Raw genomic sequence first — 15,352 nt, forward strand, 5'->3', positions numbered from 1 at the left:
CCACCCCACGACCCACAAGCCCCGCCATGACCCACGTCGTCACCGACAACTGCGCGCAATGCCGCTACACCGAGTGCGTGACCGTCTGCCCCGTCGCCTGCTTCCGCGGCGACGGCACGCGCCTTTTCATCGACCCCGACCTGTGCGTGGACTGCGGCGCCTGCGTGCCCATGTGCCCGGTGCACGCCATCGCGCACAGCTTCGACCTCGAGGACGACCAGCAGATCTGGATCGGCGTGAACGCCGAACGTGCCAAGGCCCTGCCCACGGTGCGCGAGCGCGCCGCGCCGCTGCCCGGCGCCGCCGAACGCCGTGCCGCACTCGGGCATTGAGCGCGTGGAGCACGCCGTGAGGCCCGCCCCGGTCATCTCCATCGTCGGGGCCGGCCCGGCGGGTTTCTACGTCGCCGAGGCCCTGCTGCAGGCGCTGCCGGACTGCCAGCTGCACCTGTTCGAGCGCGCCGCCGCGCCGCACGGGCTGGTGCGCTACGGCGTGGCGCCCGACCACCAGAAGCTCAAGCAGGTCGCCGCCGTCTTCGAGGGCATCGCCGGCCACGCGCGGCTGCGCCTGCATGCCGGCGTCGAGGTCGGCCGTGACCTGGGCCTGGACGAACTGCGCGCCGGCAGCCACGCGGTGGTGCTGACCCACGGCGCGGCCCTGGGCCGCAGCCTGGGCATCGCCGGCGAGGCGCTGCCGCAGGTGTTCAGCTCGGCCGCGTTCGTGGGCTGGTACAACGGCCATGCCGACCACGCCCGCCTGGCGCCGGACCTGGCCGTGGACAGCGCGGCCATCGTGGGCAACGGCAACGTGGCGCTGGACGTGTGCCGGCTGCTCGTGCGCGCGTACGACGACCTGGCCGTCTCCGACATCCCGCAGCCCATGCTGCAGGCCTTCCGCCAGCGCCGCATCCGCGCGGTGCACCTGCTGGGCCGCGGCGCGCCGGGCGGCGTGAAGTTCACCTTCAAGGAGTTCCGGCAACTGGCCGACCTGCCCAACGTGCGCGTCCGGCTGCCGCAGGCCGCCGCGTTCACCGATGCCATGTGGGAGCAGGCGGACGGCCCGGACGCACGGCGCACGCTGCAATGGCTGCGCGCCCAGCACGACAAGCCGCAGGCGCCTGGAGACGCTGCGGACACCAGGCTGACCGTGAACCTGTGGTTCCACGCCACGCCGGCCGCCTTCGTCGGAACCGACCGGCTGCAGGCCGTGCGCGTGCGCATGGGGATGGGCACGGGCGTGGGCGCGGAGCGGGAGATCCCGTGCGGGCTCGCGGTCACCTGCGTGGGCTTCGCCAGCCGCGCGATCGCGGGCGCGCCCGGTGGCGATGCGGCCGGCCGCATGCGGCACCGCGCGGGGCAGGTGCTGGACGAGGCGGGCGGCGCCGTGCCGGACCTGTTCGTGGCGGGCTGGGCCAAGCGCGGGCCATCCGGGATCATCGGCACCAACCGGGCCTGCGGCGACGAGACCACCGCGACGCTGGTGGCGGCCCTGCCGGCGCTGCTGGCGCAAGCCGCGCCGCGCACGACCGACTTCGGCGCGCTGCTGCAGTCGCGCGGCATCGCGGTGTTCGGCCATGCCGGCTGGCGCCTGCTCGATGCGCACGAGCAGGGCCGGGGCGCCGCGCTGGGCAAGCCGCGCGAGAAGCTGCTCTCGCTGGACGACGCGCTGCGCACCCTGGCCACGCTGGCCCCGGCATGAGCACCGCCGGGCCGCCCCAAGGTGCTCACCGCAGCGCGCAGCGCGAAGGTTGTCCAATGAGCACCGCCGGGCCGCCCCAAGGTGCTCACCGCAGCGCGCAGCGCGAAGGTTGCTCAGTGAGCACCGCCGGGCCGCCCCAAGGTGCTCACCGCAGCGCGCAGCGCGAAGGCATCGCAGTGGGCACGCGGCCCCGCGCGCCGCCCGGTCCAGACGCCACCCGGGCCATCCTGTCCCCATGGCTCACCCGAACGTCCACCGGCCCGCGCCGGCTGGTCGCGCCCGGCCCGGACGCGGCCGAATGCGCGCTCTTGCTGCAGGCCGCGCAGAACGTGTCCGACCACGGGCGGCTGCGCCCCTGCCGCATCGTGCTGGCCGACACCGACCAGCGCGAACGCTATGCCGCCGCCTTCCTCGCCCATGCCGCCGCGGCGCGCGGCCTGGCCTCGCCCGCGCTGCTCGATGCGCAGGTGCGCGACGACGAGCGCGCCAAGGCGTTCAACGCGCCGTGCCTGTTGAGCGTGGTGGCCCGCATCGCCAGCGACGTGCCGCAGGTGCCGCCGCACGAGCAGTGGATGAGCGTGGGCGCGTCGCTGGGCGCGCTGCTGGGCGCTGCGACCGCGCTGGGCTATGCCGGCAAGGCGCTCAGCGGCGCGCGGGCGGCACACCCCGCGGTGCGCGCGGTGGCGTGCGGCGAGGGCGAGGTGCTGGCCTGCTTCGTCTATCTCGGCAGCCGGCCGCCAACTTGCTGAAACTGGATAACGCCTGCAGGGGCAGGCCCAACAGAATTTCCCCGCGCTCGCTGTCGAGCGTTGGGAGAAACCAATTGACAAGCCAACCACGCCGTTCCGTTTCCACATCCTGCCTCGGTGCCTGCGCGCTCGCCGCGGGCCTCCTGCTCGGCCCTGGCGCGGCCTTCGCCATCGACGTCGAGGCCGGCGACTACACCGCCTTGCCCGACGGGGCCAACGCCTTCGTCGTCTACGGCCAATACGCCCGGCGCGACGCGGCCTACGCCGCCGGCGAGCGCCAGCCGGGTGCACCGCGGCTGGCCAGCACGGTGGGCATCGCGCGCTACCTGCACGTGCTGCGCATCGACGACCGCTGGACGGTCGATCCGCAGTTCCTGCTGCCGTTCGGCCAGCTGCGTCCGTCCGGCGACCTGGCGCCGCTGGGCGACCGATCGGGTGTCGGCGACCTGATCCTGGCCACGGCCTTCAAGTACAAGATCGACGCGAAGGCCGGCGAGGTGTTCGGCTTCACGCCCTACCTGTACGTGCCCACCGGCAGCTACGACGCGGACAAGGCCCTGAACCTGGGCGAGAACCGCTGGAAGCTGGCATTGCAGACCGCCTACAGCCGCCCGCTCGCGCCGCAGTGGCGCGCCGATGCCGTGGGCGACGTGACCTTCTTCGGCCGCAACGACGCCTGCCGCGCGGCCTGCGGATCGGCGGTGGATGCAACGCTGCGGCAAAAGCCGCTGTACGCAGGCCAGCTGTACCTGCGCTACGAGCCCGCCGCCGGCGTCTCCACGGCGCTGGGCGTCACGCACACCGTGGGAGGCGAGAGCCGCGTCGACGGCACGTCGCTGAACGACACCGTGGGCACCACGGCCGTCAAGCTCATGGCCAGCACCTTCGTGGCGCCCAACCTGCAGCTGATGGCCACGCTGGCGCGTGACGTGCACGTGCGCAACGGCCTGCGCGAGCAGGCGCGCCTCAACCTGCGGGCCTTCTACCTGTTCTAGGCGCGTGGGCCGCGAGCGACTCCGAAGGCCGCTCGCCGTACATCTGCGCATAGGCCTGCGCAAAGCGCGGCAGGTGGTTGAAGCCCACCGTACCTGCCACGTCCTGCACCGTCACGTCCGGGTTGCCGCTGGTCAGCAGCCGGCGCGCGGCGGCCAGCCGCAGGGTGCGCAGGTAGGCCACCGGGTTCTGGCCATAGATGCTCTCGAAGGCGTACTGCAGCGAGCGGCGCGAGCAACCCAGCTGCAGGCACAGGTCGGTCACCGACAGCGGCTCGTGCAGGCGCTCGAGCATGGCCGCGCGGGCGCGCTTGGCGATGCGCGGATAGCTGTCGACCCGCAGCTTGTGCGCGCCGTTGTCGCCGCGCTCGATCACGCTGCCCAGGTAGTCGATGGTCAGCTCGCGCAGGCCGAGCAGCTCGTCCGCCCAGTCGGCGGCGGTGCCGGCGTCGGCCTGCAGCAGCTGCGCGATGCGGCGCTGCAGCGCGCCCTTCAGCCGGTCGGCCTGCGACCAGCAGTCGTGGTCGGCGAAGATCTTCTGCCAGTGTTCGGGCGAGCGCTCGGGCGCCAGGGACTGCAGCGCGGAGGGCGCCAGCGAGATGCCCACGCAGACGGCGTGCGTGGGCGTGCGCAACTCGAACTCGCGCCCGGGCGTGAACGCCACGACCGTGTCCTGGTCGATGTGGCGGCCGTTCCAGTAGGCCTGCTCGGACAGCTCGCAGGCCGTGGCGATCGTGAAGTGCCCCGGATCGGACACGCCGGTCTGGAACACGCTCTGGTCCAGCGTCTCCTGGAACACGGTGATGTCGTTGGCGCTCACGGCGAAGAAGCTGCCCGAGAACCTGCCCGGCGAGAGCTGCTCGTAGGACTGCTCCAGCAAGCCGAAGCTGGACGCCTGCTCCTGCGGGTCGCGCGCATGGACCAGGAACCTGGCGGTGTCTTGGAGGGGCGTCATCGGCTGTCGTGGAAGGTTGGTCTGCGCCGCCGCCATGCATGCATGCGGCGGTCGAACTGTGCATGAACCGTGCCAGTTCGACCAGTTCGACCAGTTCGACCAGTTCGACCAGTCGCACCAGCGCCCAGGTCCATGCGCCGCGCGCTTCAGCCCGCGTCGGCGGGCCGGCGCTCCAGTTCCTGCACCCGCAGCGCCAGCGCGTGCTCGGCGGTGATGTCGGTGATCAGCCCATACCAGCGCGTGACTTCGCCATGCGCATCCAGCTGCGGCCGCGCCCGGCTGCGGACCCATTTCCAGGTGCCGTCCGGCCACAGGATGCGAAAGACGGTCTCGAACGGCTGCCGGCTCGGCAGGTGGGCCAGCCACTCGGCCCGCACGCGCAGCTGGTCTGCCTCGTCCATGCGCTCGCGCCAGCGGGCGTGGCGTTCGGCGCTCGTGCTCATGGGCGACCACTCCCAGGTCTGGCCCATGTAGTCGATGCTGCCGTCGGGGCCGGCGGCCCAGGCCACGTTGGGCGCCAGCGCGATCACCTGGCGGTAGTGTTCGATGGTCTCGTGCAGCGTGCGCTCGGCCGCCACCCGCCCGGAGATGTCGATGGCGAACACGGAGACGCCCAGGGGCTGATCGGACACGCTGCGCACCTGCTGCAGGGCGACCAGGCTGGTCGTTCCGGTGTCGGTGCGGCGGTACTCGATCGCCTCCAGCGGCTCGCCCTGCAGCACGCGCTGCAGCAGCTGGGCGAAGTCCGCCAGGTGCCGGTCGTCCAGCAGCTGGTCGACCGCGCGGCCCATCGCCTGCGCCACATCCAGCCCCAGCATCTCGCCGATGCGCGCATTGGCGCTGACCAGGCGCAGCTGCGCGTCGATGAAGCCCAGGCCCACGGGCGCGGCCTGGTACAGCGATTCGAGCTGGTGGAAGCGCTGGAACGGCGAGGTGTCCAGCGGGCGGTCCCGCCTGGAGAAGGCGCCCTGCCGCGCCAGCGCCTGCTGCGCCTGCGGTGCGGCCTGCGGCGCGCCCCACAGGTAGCCCTGGCCGAGCTCGCAGCCCATGCGGGCCAGGATGGCGGCCTGCCGCTCGTTCTCGATGCCCTCGGCCACCACGTGCACGCCCAGGCTGTGGCCCAGGCCCAGCACAGCGGTCACGATCTTCAGGCTGTTGGGGTCGGTCTCCAGCGCGTGCACGAAGCTGGCATCGATCTTCATCTCATCGAAGGGCAGGGCCTGCAGCCGTGTCAGGCTGGAATGGCCGGTGCCGAAGTCGTCCAGCGCCAGGCGCATGCCGGCCTGCTTGAACAGCGCAATGGCGCGCTGCGCCGTGGTGTTGCTGTGGAACAGCGAGCTCTCGGTGATCTCGATGCACAGGCGCTGCAGCGCGAGGCCGCCGGCGTGGGCCGCGGCGCTGACACGGTCGACGATGTCCAGGTCCAGGAACTGCGTCGGCGCCAGGTTGAAGGCCAGGTGGAAATCGCCTGGCCAGGCGCTGACCTGCGCGCAGGCCTGGCGGATCAGGTGCAGGACCAGCTCGTCGAGCAGGCCGGCCTGCTCGGCGACCGGGATGAAGCGCACCGGGGGCACCGGCCCCAGCACGGGCGAAGTCCAGCGCGCCAGCACCTCGAAGCCAGTGATCCGGCGCGTGCGCAGGTCGACTTGCGGCTGCAGGGCAGGCCAGATTTCCCCCGCAGCGACTGCCTTGCGCAGGTGCTCCAGCAGCAGCTGTTCGTCCATGCTTGCCTCCTTGGTCTCGCGTCTCGATCCCGTGTGTTCTGCGGTTGCGCGCCGGATGGCGGCTCGCGCATGCCGTGAAGCGGGTGGGGTCCTGGTCAGTGTGGGGTGGGGGATGGCGGGTGCGCCATTCTCTGCGGTCCCGTGGCCGGCGCAACGCGTGCGGGCGTGCGGCCCGTGTGCTGGCCATGGGCCGGGACATGAGGGGGTGGTCCCCCGCCTGGTCTGCGTGTCTGCGGCGGCGCGCGGCGCGGCCGCACCTACTTCACCGTCCGAGGATGGCCCGGCAGGCTTGCGCCAGGCACCCGGCCGCTGGGGCGCCGGCGCCGAGCAGGTACACGCCGCCGGTTCCGAAGACCGGCTGCAGCTGCGCCTGGGCGACTGCATCGGGGGCGATGCAGCAGGCCCGCACCGCGGCGCCGCGCAGTGCGTCCACGGCCCGCCGCGCGTCGTGCAGCAGGTGCCCCGCGTCGAACACGTCGACGTCCCAGGGCTGCCCATCGCTGAGCAGCACCAGGCTGCGGCGCGGGTTGGCTTCCTCGGCCAGCAGCGCCTGGGCGTGGCGCAGCGCCGCGCCCAGGCGCGTGGAGTGGCGCACCGGCAGCGCGGCGATGGCCGCGGCGTCGCAGGCCATGCCGAAGTCCACCGCGCGCCAGTAAGCCACCTCGGCCCGGCCGTTCGAGGCGAAGCCATGGACGGCGACGCGCGCGCCCTCGGCCATGAGCCGCTGCGCCAGCCACAGCGCGGCCTGCTGCAGTGCGGCCTGCACGTTCGTCGGCCCGCCGCGCCAGGGCGCCAGCGTGGACTGCGACAGGTCGAGCAGCAGCATGGCGCTGGCGCGCGCGGGCAGGGCGCGGCGGCGGAACTGGCGCGTGTCCCAGGCCTGGCCGCTGCGCTGCGCGGCCCGGGCGGCCACGGCGGCGGGCAGGTCCAGCGTGTCGCCTTCGGCCGCCAGCGGCAGGCGGCGCGGGCGGGGCGCGGGGTCCGGGTTGCGGCGCGGCAGCACGCGCTCCTGCACGCGGCACCAGTCGGGGCGCCACAGGCCCAGCTTCTCGTGCCATTCGCCGTAGTGGCGCTCGCGCAGGGCCGGGACGGCCGGCCCGGCCGGGCTGCCGCCCGTCGCCTGCGGCGCGTCGCCGGCGGCCGGAAGGGGTTCGGCCTGCGCCGTGCGGCCGTGGTCCCACAGGTAGCTGTGGTCGTCGCGGTAGGCCGCCTGCGGACGGTATTGCGTGTCGAACGGCACGCGCATCTGGCCCAGCATGTTGGCCAGGACCCAGGCCAGCCGCGCGAAGTCGGCCGGCGGCGCGTCGGCGGGCAGGGCCCAGAAGCCTTGCTGCGCGCGCTGCACCCAGTGGTGCCCATCGTGCGCGTGCGGCTCGGCCAGGGCGCGGTCGAGCCGGGTCATCAGGTCGGTGAAGCCCAGGCCCGGCGGCGCCGTGGCCGGCAGCTGGCCGGTGAACCAGCGGCGCACGCCGGGCAGCTCGGCGACCAGCAGCCGCTCCACACGCGCGTCTTCCACGGCCGACAGCACGGCCAGTGCCAGGGGCTTGCAACCGCTGGCGTCCTGGCCGGCACGCGAGAACAGCAGGTGCGCCCCGGCATGGGCGATGGCGGCCTGGCGCAGCGCCGGCGCCGCGGTGGGCGGCAGCAGCAGCTGCGTGGGCGCCAGCACCGGCAAGGGCAGGCCGTCCTGTTCGGCCACGCGCGCCGGGCGCCGCGACAGGCCCTGCAGCAGCAGCTGCAGCGCTGCCGTGCCGCCGGGACATGGGCCGGCCCGGGCTGCGGCTGGCGCCGCGCTCACGGGTACAGCGCGTCCACCAGCGCGCGCAGCGCCTGCACGCGTTCGGGCGCGTCGGACCAGGCCTGGACCAGCGCCAGTTCGCAGGCGGCACGGGGCGGCATGCCGCCGGCCATCAGATGGCCCGCGCGAACCAGCATGCGCATGGAGATGGATTCGGCCGCGTGCTCGTCCAGCGCGCGTGTGCGTTCGGCCAGGCCCACGAGGCGCATGGCCTGCTCCATCGCCAGGCCCGATTCGTGCACCACGATGGCCACCTGGGCCGCAACGGGCGGAGGATCGAAGGCCATGGCCACGAAGCGCTGCCGCGTGGCCGGCCGCAGATCGCGCCCCGGCTGCGGGTTGTACGAGACCACCAGCTGAAAGCGCGGGTGCGCCTGCAGCAGTTCGCCGTTGCGTTCCAGCGGCAGCACGCGGCGCGTGTCGGCCAGCGGGTGCAGCACGGTGAGCGCATCGGGCCGGGCCTCGATCAGTTCGTCCAGGTAGCACAGCGCGCCGTGGCGTGCGGCCAGCGTGAGCGGGCCGTCCTGCCAGCGCGTGCCATCGGCGTCGATGAGCCAGCGGCCCAGCAGGTCGCCGGCCGCCATGTCCTCGTGGCAGGCGACGGTCACGAGCGGCAGGCCCAGCGTCCAGGCCATGTGCTCGACGAAGCGCGTCTTGCCGCAACCCGGCGGTCCCTTGAGCAGCAGCGGAAGCCGCAGTGCGTAGGCGTCCTGGAACTGCGCGACCTCGTCGCCGAGGGGGCGGTAGTACGGCTCCTGCGCGACCCGCCATGGCGCCAGCGGATCCGCCGGTGCCTGCAGGACGGCACTCACTGAGGCCCCCTTCGGCCTGCGGCCTGTCCCCCCAAGGGCGAGGGAGCTTGCTGGGGGCGGCCCGGCGCGGTGCATGTGGCCCCCACGCTCCCCGCTGCGCGAGGTTCGCGGCCCCCCGAGGGGGAGCGAGCTTGCTTGGGGCGGCCCGGCGCGGCGCTCATCGATGTTCGGGCAGCTGGTTGGGGATGCCGTCGATCGGGCATTCGGGCGTGCCCGGCGTGCTGCGCGTGAAGGCCTCGACCTTCTTGCGCGTGCCCTCCGGGTCCTTGATCCAGTCGGCGTAGAAACCGTACGGACAGGCCGCCACGCCGTGCATGTCCTCGCCCGAGTTGATCTTGCCGGTGTAGCCGCGGTGCAGCAGCTTGTAGAGGTGGTTCTGCGACTGGCCGTTCTTGCGCGCGTCGCGGATCAGGTGCATGGAGAGTTCGGCGTAGTTGATGCCCATCTCCTCCTCGCCGCACTCGCCCAGCGTGCGGCCGTCGAAGCCGATCAACGCCGAGTGGCCGAAGTACGAGTACACGCCGTCGAAGCCGGTGGCGTTGGCCACCGCCACGTAGCAGTTGTTCATGAAGGCCATGGCCTTGGCCACCAGCACCTGCTGCTCCTTGGCCGGGTACATGTAGCCCTGGCAGCGCACGATGAGCTCGGCGCCCTTCATCGCGCAGTCGCGCCAGATCTCGGGGTAGTTGCCGTCGTCGCAGATGATGAGGCTGATCTTCAGGCCCTTGGGGCCGTCGCTCACGTAGGTGCAGTCGCCCGGATACCAGCCTTCCACGGGCACCCACGGCATGATCTTGCGGTACTTCTGCACGATCTCGCCCTCATCGTTCATGAGGATCAGGGTGTTGTAGGGCGCCTTGTTCGGATGGTCCTCGTGGCGCTCGCCGGTCAGCGAGAACACGCCCCAGACCTTGGCCCGGCGGCAGGCGTCCGCGAAGATGGCGGTCTCCTCGCCGGGCACCGTGGCGGCGGTCTCGTACATCTCCTTGGCGTCGTACATGATGCCGTGCGTCGAGTACTCGGGGAACACCACCAGGTCCATGCCCGGCAGGCCGCGTTTCATGCCGACCACCATCTCGGCGATCTTGCGGGCGTTGGCCAGCACCTCCGCCTTGGTGTGCAGCCGCGGCATCTTGTAGTTGACGACGGCCACGCCGACGCCGTCCTTGCTGCTCGAAATGTCGCCGTGGCGCATCGCATTGCTCCTGCTGTGTGGGATCGGGCAGCCAGTGTTGGACCCGGTTGCGCAAAGCGCACTACGTTGAATGACGTATTCGTCCTGCGCAGGGTCGCGGATACCTTCTGTTGCACCGCAGCACACCACCTTCCCGTGCTGCGACCGTCCAACCAAAGGAGTGTCCATGTCCGCTGATTCCCGTCCCGAATCCGTCCTGCGCCGCCGCATGCTGCAGATGGCTGCCATGTCGCCCTTCGCCGGCCTGTCGGCCGCCGCGCTGGCCCAGCAGTTTCCGACCGCCAAGGTCAACACCACCGGGCTGGCTGTGACCGACACCGAGGTGACGGTGGGCCAGCTGCACTCGGCCACCGGCACCATGGCCATCAGCGAGACCGGCTCGATCCAGGCCGAGCAGCTCGCCATCGACCAGATCAACGCCATGGGCGGCATCCTGGGCCGCAAGATCAAGGTCATCAAGGAAGACGGCGCCTCCGACTGGCCCACCTTCGCCGAGAAGAGCCGCAAGCTGCTCGTCAACGACAAGACGGCCTGCGTGTTCGGCTGCTGGACCAGCGCCTCGCGCAAGGCCGTGCTGCCGGTGTTCGAGAAGGAAAACGGCCTGCTGTACTACCCCACCTTCTACGAAGGCCTGGAGCAGAGCAAGAACGTGATCTACACCGGCCAGGAGGCCACGCAGCAGATCATCTGGGGCCTGGACTGGGGCGCCAAGGAGAAGAAGGCCAAGACCTTCTTCCTGGTCGGCTCCGATTACATCTGGCCGCGCACCTCGATGAAGATCGCGCGCAAGCACATCGAGACGGTGGGCAAGCTCGGCACCGTGAAGGGCGAGGAGTACTACCCGCTGGGCCACACCAACTTCAACTCGCTGATCAACAAGATCAAGGTGGCCAAGCCCGACTGCATCTTCGCGGCCGTGGTGGGCGGTTCCAACGTGGCCTTCTACAAGCAGCTCAAGGCGGCCGGCATCACGGGCGACAAGCAGTTCCTGCTGACGCTGTCGGTGACGGAAGACGAGATGACCGGCGTGGGCGGCGACAACTTCGCCGGCTTCTACTCGTCGATGAAGTACTTCCAGTCGCTGGACAACGAGAACAACAAGAAGTTCGTCGACGCCTTCAAGGCCAAGTACGGCAAGGACGCCGTGATCGGCGACGTGACGCAGGCCGGTTACCTGGGCCCCTGGCTCTGGAAGGCCGCCGTCGAGAAGGCCGGCAGCTTCGACGTGACCAAGGTGGCGGCGGCATCGCCCGGCATCGAGCTCAAGACCGCGCCGGAAGGCTACGTCAAGGTCGACGCCAACCACCACCTGTGGAGCAAGGCGCGCATCGGCCAGGGCCAGAAGGACGGCACGTTCAAGGTCGTCGCCGAGTCTTCGGCCCTGATCGCGCCGGACCCGTTCCCCAAGGGTTACCAGTAAGCCAACCCCCGCCCTCTCCCGGCGGTCGGGGGAGGGCAGCGTCGAGAACCTGAGAGAGCGAGCGCGCCATGACCATTTCCGAGATGCTCAACATCGGCCTCATGCAGGGCTTCGCGGGCCTGTCCCTGTTCGCGGTGCTGCTGCTGATGGGCCTGGGCTTGGCCATCATCTTCGGCCAGATGGGTGTCATCAACATGGCGCACGGCGAGTTCATGGCGATCGGCGCCTACACCGTCTACATGGCCAACGTGCTGACCGAGCACCTCGCGCCGGGCGCGATGTCGGTGTACTTTCCCATCGCCATCGCGCTGGCGTTCTGCATGGCCTTCGTCTTCGGCTGGATCATGGAATGGGCGCTGATCCGCCACCTCTACAGCCGGCCGCTGGACACGCTGCTCGCCACCTGGGGCGTGAGCCTGGCGCTGCAGCAGTGCTTTCGCACCTTCATCGGCCCCAAGGAGGTCAGCCCCAACCTGCCCGAATGGCTGATGGGCTCGTGGGCGCCGCTGGAGGGCCTGGACATCCCGATCAACGGCATGTTCGTGCTGGGGCTGACGCTGGTCGTCACGGCCGGCGTGCTGGTCGCACTCAACAAGAGCCGCTGGGGCCTGCGCGTGCGCGCCACGGTGGCCAACCGCACCATGGCCAATGCCACCGGCATCGACACCAGGAAGACCGACCGCCTGACCTTCGCCATCGGCTGCGGCATCGCCGGCGTGGCGGGCGCGGCCTTCACCACCATCGGCTCCACGGGGCCGACCTCGGGGCAGCTGTACATCGTCGATGCGTTCCTGGTCGTCACCTTCGGCGGGGCCGCCAGCCTGCTGGGCACCGTGGTCTCGGCCTTCGGCATCGCGCAGACGCAGTCGATCACCGAGTTCTTCATGAGCGGCTCCATGGCCAAGGTGCTCACGCTCTCCTTGATCGTGCTGATCCTGATGGTGCGGCCGCAGGGCCTGTTCGCTTCCAAAGTCCGTCGCTAGAGGATCGCCATGCAATTCCTGAAAGACATGATCCACCGCTACCAGCTGGCCAGCGTGCTGCTGCTGACCATCCTGCTGGTCGTGGTGCTGCCCCTGTCGCTCGACATCTTTCGCCTGAACCTGGTCGGCAAGTACCTGACCTATGCCTTCGTCGCCGTCGGCCTGGTCATGGTCTGGGGCTACGGCGGCGTGCTGAGCCTGGGGCAGGGCGTGTTCTTCGGCCTGGGCGGCTACGCGATGGCCATGTTCTTGAAGCTCGAAGCCTCGGACCCGGAGACCACCAAGATCCAGTCCACGCCCGGCATCCCCGACTTCATGGACTGGAACCAGCTGACCGAGCTGCCGCTGATGTGGCTGCCGTTCAAGAGCCTGCCGCTCACGCTGGTCCTGGTGGTGGCCGTGCCGATGGCGCTGGCCTGGCTGATCAGCTTCGCGATGTTCAAGCGCCGCGTGGGCGGCGTGTACTTCGCCATCATCACGCAGGCCGTGGCGCTGATCCTCACGGTGCTGATCATCGGCCAGCAGGGCTACACGGGCGGCGTGAACGGCATGACCGACCTCAAGACGCTGATGGGCTGGGACATCCGCACCGACAGCGCCAAGACCATCCTGTATTTCGTGTGCGTGGCGCTGCTGATCGGCAGCATCCTCTTGTGCCGCTGGATCCAGACCAGCAAGCTGGGCACGCTGCTGCTGGCCATGCGCGACAAGGAAGACCGCGTGCGCTTCTCGGGCTACGACGTGTCCAACTTCAAGGTGTTCACGTTCTGCCTGGCGGCCGGGCTGTCGGGCATCGGCGGGGCGCTGTTCACGCTGCAGGTGGGCTTCATGTCGCCCACGCTGGTGGGCATCGTGCCCTCCATCGAGATGGTGATCTACGCAGCGGTGGGCGGGCGCATGAGCCTGGTCGGCGCGGTGTACGGCGCGCTGCTGGTCAACGCCGGCAAGACGCTGTTCTCCGAGAGCTTGCCGGACCTGTGGCTGTTCCTGATGGCCGCCCTGTTCATCGGCGTGACCATGGCCTTCCCGATGGGCCTGGCCGGGCTGTGGGAAGACAAGATCAAGCCCTGGTGGCAGGCCCGTGGCGCCGCCCGCAAGGCCTACGACGACAAGCTGGTGGCCGCCAAGACGGCCCCGCATGCCGCCGCGGTGGCCAGCAGCACCGAACCTGCCACGCCCGACGCGAGCCTGCACGGCCAGCGCGCCTGATCCGCGAGGAACACCCCATGAGCAACACCGACTTCGCCCTGGCCGTGGAAGACCTCACGGTCGCGTTCGACGGCTTCAAGGCCATCGACACGCTGACGCTGTACGTGGACAAGAACGAACTGCGCGTGATCATCGGCCCGAACGGCGCGGGCAAGACCACGCTCTTGGACCTGATTTGCGGCAAGACCAAGGCCAGCGCCGGCTCCATCAAGTTCAAGAACACCGAGCTGACCGGCATGGCCGAGCACAAGCGCGTGCGGCTGGGCATCGGCCGCAAGTTCCAGACGCCGTCGATCTACGAGAACCTCTCCGTCTTCCAGAACCTGGAGGTGTCCTACCCGTCCGGCCGCTCGGTGTTCGGCGCGCTGGCCTTCCAGTGCACCGACAGGATCAAGGCCGCGGTGCAGGCCGTGGCCGAGGACATCTTCCTGGCCGACAAGCTGCACACCGAGGCCGGCCTGCTCTCGCATGGCCAGAAGCAGTGGCTCGAGATCGGCATGCTCTTGATGCAGGAACCCGAACTGCTGATGCTGGACGAGCCCATCGCCGGCATGAGTTCGCGCGAGCGCGAGCTGACGGCCGAACTGCTCAAGCGCATCAGCAACAACCGCGCCGTGATCGTGATCGAGCACGACATGGATTTCGTCGCGCAGATCGCGCACAAGGTCACCGTCATGCACCAGGGAAAGATCCTGGCCGAAGGTCCGATGGACAAGGTGCAGGCCGACCCCAAAGTGATCGACGTCTACCTGGGGCATTGAGATGAGCTGTTGCAGTTTGGTCGTGCAACGGCGGTTGCACGTGATGCGCAAGGTGGCGGGGCGCCCCATCGCTCCGTGTCCCCCGGCCTGGCGGCCTCCTCCTTTTACCTGCGCGATGGGGCACCCCACCACCTTGCTCGGCGGTGGCTCATCGCCGTCACGTGCAACGGCCGGTGCCCTGCTCGGGGTGTGGGTGGGGGTGTCCACGAAGGTAAAGGAGGAGGCCGCCAGGCCGGGGGACACGCAGTGGACGCCCCCACCCACACGCCGAGCTCCCGCCCGTCTTATCCCCTGGATCCCATCCGTGCGAATGGCGTGCAACGCCGTGGAGACCTGACATGAGCAACATCCTCCTGAACGTCGACGACATCCACACCGCCTACGGCCAGAGCGAGGCGCTGCACGGCATTTCGTTCCAGGCCCATGCCAACGAGACCGTGGCCATCATGGGCCGCAACGGCATGGGCAAGACCACGCTGTTCAAGAGCCTCATGGGCATCCTGCCGCTCAAGAGCGGCCACATCCAGGTGGCGGGGCAGGATGTGTCCAAGGACGAGAGCTTTCGGCGCGTGGCCAAGGGCATCGCCTACGTGCCGCAGGGCCGCATGATCTTCCCCACGCTGACGGTGGAAGAGAACATCCAGACCGGCCTGCAGAGCGCCCCCAGCCTGCGCGTGCCGGACGAGATCTACGCGCTGTTCCCGGTGCTGTTCGAGATGAAGAAGCGCAAGGGCGGCAACCTGTCGGGTGGCCAGCAGCAGCAGCTGGCGATTGCGCGCGCGCTGGTCACGAACCCCAAGGTGCTGCTGCTCGACGAGCCGACCGAGGGCATCCAGCCTTCCATCATCAAGGACATCGCCAAGGCGCTCAACGAGATCCGCCGCATGAAGGGCATCGCCATCGTGGTGTCCGAGCAGGTGCTGTCGTTCGCCATGGACGTGGCCGACCGGCTGTTCGTGATCGAAGGCGGCCGCCTCGTGCACGAGACCGCGCGCGACAAGACCGACATCGCGCACATCAAGCGCTACCTCTCCGTCTGATTTTTCACAACCAGGA

The 15,352-nt window shown here is 70.2% G+C and carries 14 protein-coding genes; 9 read left to right on the forward strand and 5 right to left on the reverse strand.

Going from position 1 to position 15,352, the window contains the following annotated elements; genetic code table 11:
- Positions 1-26: 26 nt before the first annotated feature.
- The 4 genes from ASF44_RS15485 to ASF44_RS15500 all read left to right on the forward strand — a co-directional run bounded on the left by ASF44_RS15485 (position 27) and on the right by ASF44_RS15500 (position 3,442).
- On the forward strand, positions 27-332 hold the full coding sequence (locus tag ASF44_RS15485; protein ID WP_056900118.1) for a ferredoxin family protein: 306 nt from the start codon (positions 27-29) through the stop codon (positions 330-332).
- A 16-nt stretch (positions 333-348) separates the two neighbouring features.
- Complete coding sequence (locus ASF44_RS31815) at positions 349-1,698, forward strand: hypothetical protein (protein ID WP_156374516.1); 1,350 nt, start codon at positions 349-351, stop codon at positions 1,696-1,698.
- A 176-nt stretch (positions 1,699-1,874) separates the two neighbouring features.
- The gene (locus ASF44_RS31820; protein WP_162243818.1) at positions 1,875-2,447 is read left to right on the forward strand and encodes a nitroreductase family protein; all 573 of its coding nucleotides are present in this window, start codon (positions 1,875-1,877) and stop codon (positions 2,445-2,447) included.
- Positions 2,448-2,521: 74 nt separating this feature from the next.
- Positions 2,522-3,442, forward strand: a complete 921-nt coding sequence (locus tag ASF44_RS15500) for a transporter (protein WP_200930607.1) — start codon at positions 2,522-2,524, stop codon at positions 3,440-3,442.
- Here the strand turns inward: ASF44_RS15500 and ASF44_RS15505 are convergent.
- The 5 genes from ASF44_RS15505 to ASF44_RS15525 all read right to left on the reverse strand — a co-directional run bounded on the left by ASF44_RS15505 (position 3,414) and on the right by ASF44_RS15525 (position 9,923).
- Entirely contained in the window at positions 3,414-4,394 is a 981-nt protein-coding gene (locus tag ASF44_RS15505) for a helix-turn-helix domain-containing protein (RefSeq protein ID WP_162243819.1), read from the reverse strand. The two genes, ASF44_RS15500 and ASF44_RS15505, sit on opposite strands and share 29 nt — an antisense overlap.
- 146 nt (positions 4,395-4,540) lie before the next feature.
- Entirely contained in the window at positions 4,541-6,118 is a 1,578-nt protein-coding gene (locus ASF44_RS15510; RefSeq protein ID WP_056900122.1) for an EAL domain-containing protein, read from the reverse strand.
- 262 nt (positions 6,119-6,380) lie between these two features.
- Positions 6,381-7,916, reverse strand: a complete 1,536-nt coding sequence (locus tag ASF44_RS15515; RefSeq protein ID WP_056900123.1) for a VWA domain-containing protein — start codon at positions 7,914-7,916, stop codon at positions 6,381-6,383.
- Positions 7,913-8,728, reverse strand: a complete 816-nt coding sequence (locus ASF44_RS15520; RefSeq protein WP_235579230.1) for an AAA family ATPase — start codon at positions 8,726-8,728, stop codon at positions 7,913-7,915. Before ASF44_RS15520 ends, ASF44_RS15515 begins: the two co-directional genes overlap by 4 nt.
- Positions 8,729-8,885: 157 nt before the next feature.
- Positions 8,886-9,923 carry an aliphatic amidase gene (locus ASF44_RS15525; RefSeq protein ID WP_056900124.1) on the reverse strand — a complete coding sequence of 346 codons (1,038 nt, stop codon included), beginning with the start codon at positions 9,921-9,923 and terminating at the stop codon, positions 8,886-8,888.
- Positions 9,924-10,089: 166 nt separating this feature from the next.
- Here ASF44_RS15525 and urtA point away from each other — a divergent pair, with 166 nt between their 5' ends.
- The 5 genes from urtA (at position 10,090) to urtE (ending at position 15,336) form a co-directional block, all read left to right on the forward strand.
- The gene (gene urtA / locus ASF44_RS15530; RefSeq protein ID WP_056900125.1) at positions 10,090-11,343 is read left to right on the forward strand and encodes an urea ABC transporter substrate-binding protein; all 1,254 of its coding nucleotides are present in this window, start codon (positions 10,090-10,092) and stop codon (positions 11,341-11,343) included.
- A 68-nt stretch (positions 11,344-11,411) separates the two neighbouring features.
- Positions 11,412-12,326, forward strand: coding sequence for an urea ABC transporter permease subunit UrtB (urtB, locus tag ASF44_RS15535; protein WP_056900126.1), 915 nt, complete (start codon positions 11,412-11,414; stop codon positions 12,324-12,326).
- A gap of 9 nt (positions 12,327-12,335) precedes the next feature.
- A complete protein-coding gene (urtC, locus tag ASF44_RS15540; RefSeq protein ID WP_056900127.1) occupies positions 12,336-13,535 on the forward strand; it encodes an urea ABC transporter permease subunit UrtC in 1,200 nt (399 codons plus the stop codon).
- A gap of 17 nt (positions 13,536-13,552) precedes the next feature.
- The gene (gene urtD, locus ASF44_RS15545) at positions 13,553-14,296 is read left to right on the forward strand and encodes an urea ABC transporter ATP-binding protein UrtD (RefSeq protein ID WP_056900128.1); all 744 of its coding nucleotides are present in this window, start codon (positions 13,553-13,555) and stop codon (positions 14,294-14,296) included.
- A 338-nt stretch (positions 14,297-14,634) separates the two neighbouring features.
- Positions 14,635-15,336 (forward strand): urea ABC transporter ATP-binding subunit UrtE, encoded by a 702-nt coding sequence (urtE, locus tag ASF44_RS15550; protein WP_056900129.1) that lies wholly within the window; start codon positions 14,635-14,637, stop codon positions 15,334-15,336.
- Positions 15,337-15,352 lie beyond the last annotated feature (16 nt).

The organism is Pseudorhodoferax sp. Leaf274, from assembly GCF_001422445.1.
Lineage (GTDB): Bacteria > Pseudomonadota > Gammaproteobacteria > Burkholderiales > Burkholderiaceae_C > Pseudorhodoferax.

Coding starts and splice junctions, on each gene's coding strand:
- ASF44_RS15525 (WP_056900124.1), bottom strand. CDS start 9,923: ATGCGCCACGGCGACATTTCGAGCAGCAAGGACGGCGTCGGCGTGGCC.
- ASF44_RS15485 (WP_056900118.1), top strand. CDS start 27: ATGACCCACGTCGTCACCGACAACTGCGCGCAATGCCGCTACACCGAG.
- urtD (WP_056900128.1), top strand. CDS start 13,553: ATGAGCAACACCGACTTCGCCCTGGCCGTGGAAGACCTCACGGTCGCG.
- ASF44_RS15505 (WP_162243819.1), bottom strand. CDS start 4,394: ATGACGCCCCTCCAAGACACCGCCAGGTTCCTGGTCCATGCGCGCGAC.
- urtE (WP_056900129.1), top strand. CDS start 14,635: ATGAGCAACATCCTCCTGAACGTCGACGACATCCACACCGCCTACGGC.
- urtA (WP_056900125.1), top strand. CDS start 10,090: ATGTCCGCTGATTCCCGTCCCGAATCCGTCCTGCGCCGCCGCATGCTG.
- ASF44_RS15510 (WP_056900122.1), bottom strand. CDS start 6,118: ATGGACGAACAGCTGCTGCTGGAGCACCTGCGCAAGGCAGTCGCTGCG.
- urtB (WP_056900126.1), top strand. CDS start 11,412: ATGACCATTTCCGAGATGCTCAACATCGGCCTCATGCAGGGCTTCGCG.
- urtC (WP_056900127.1), top strand. CDS start 12,336: ATGCAATTCCTGAAAGACATGATCCACCGCTACCAGCTGGCCAGCGTG.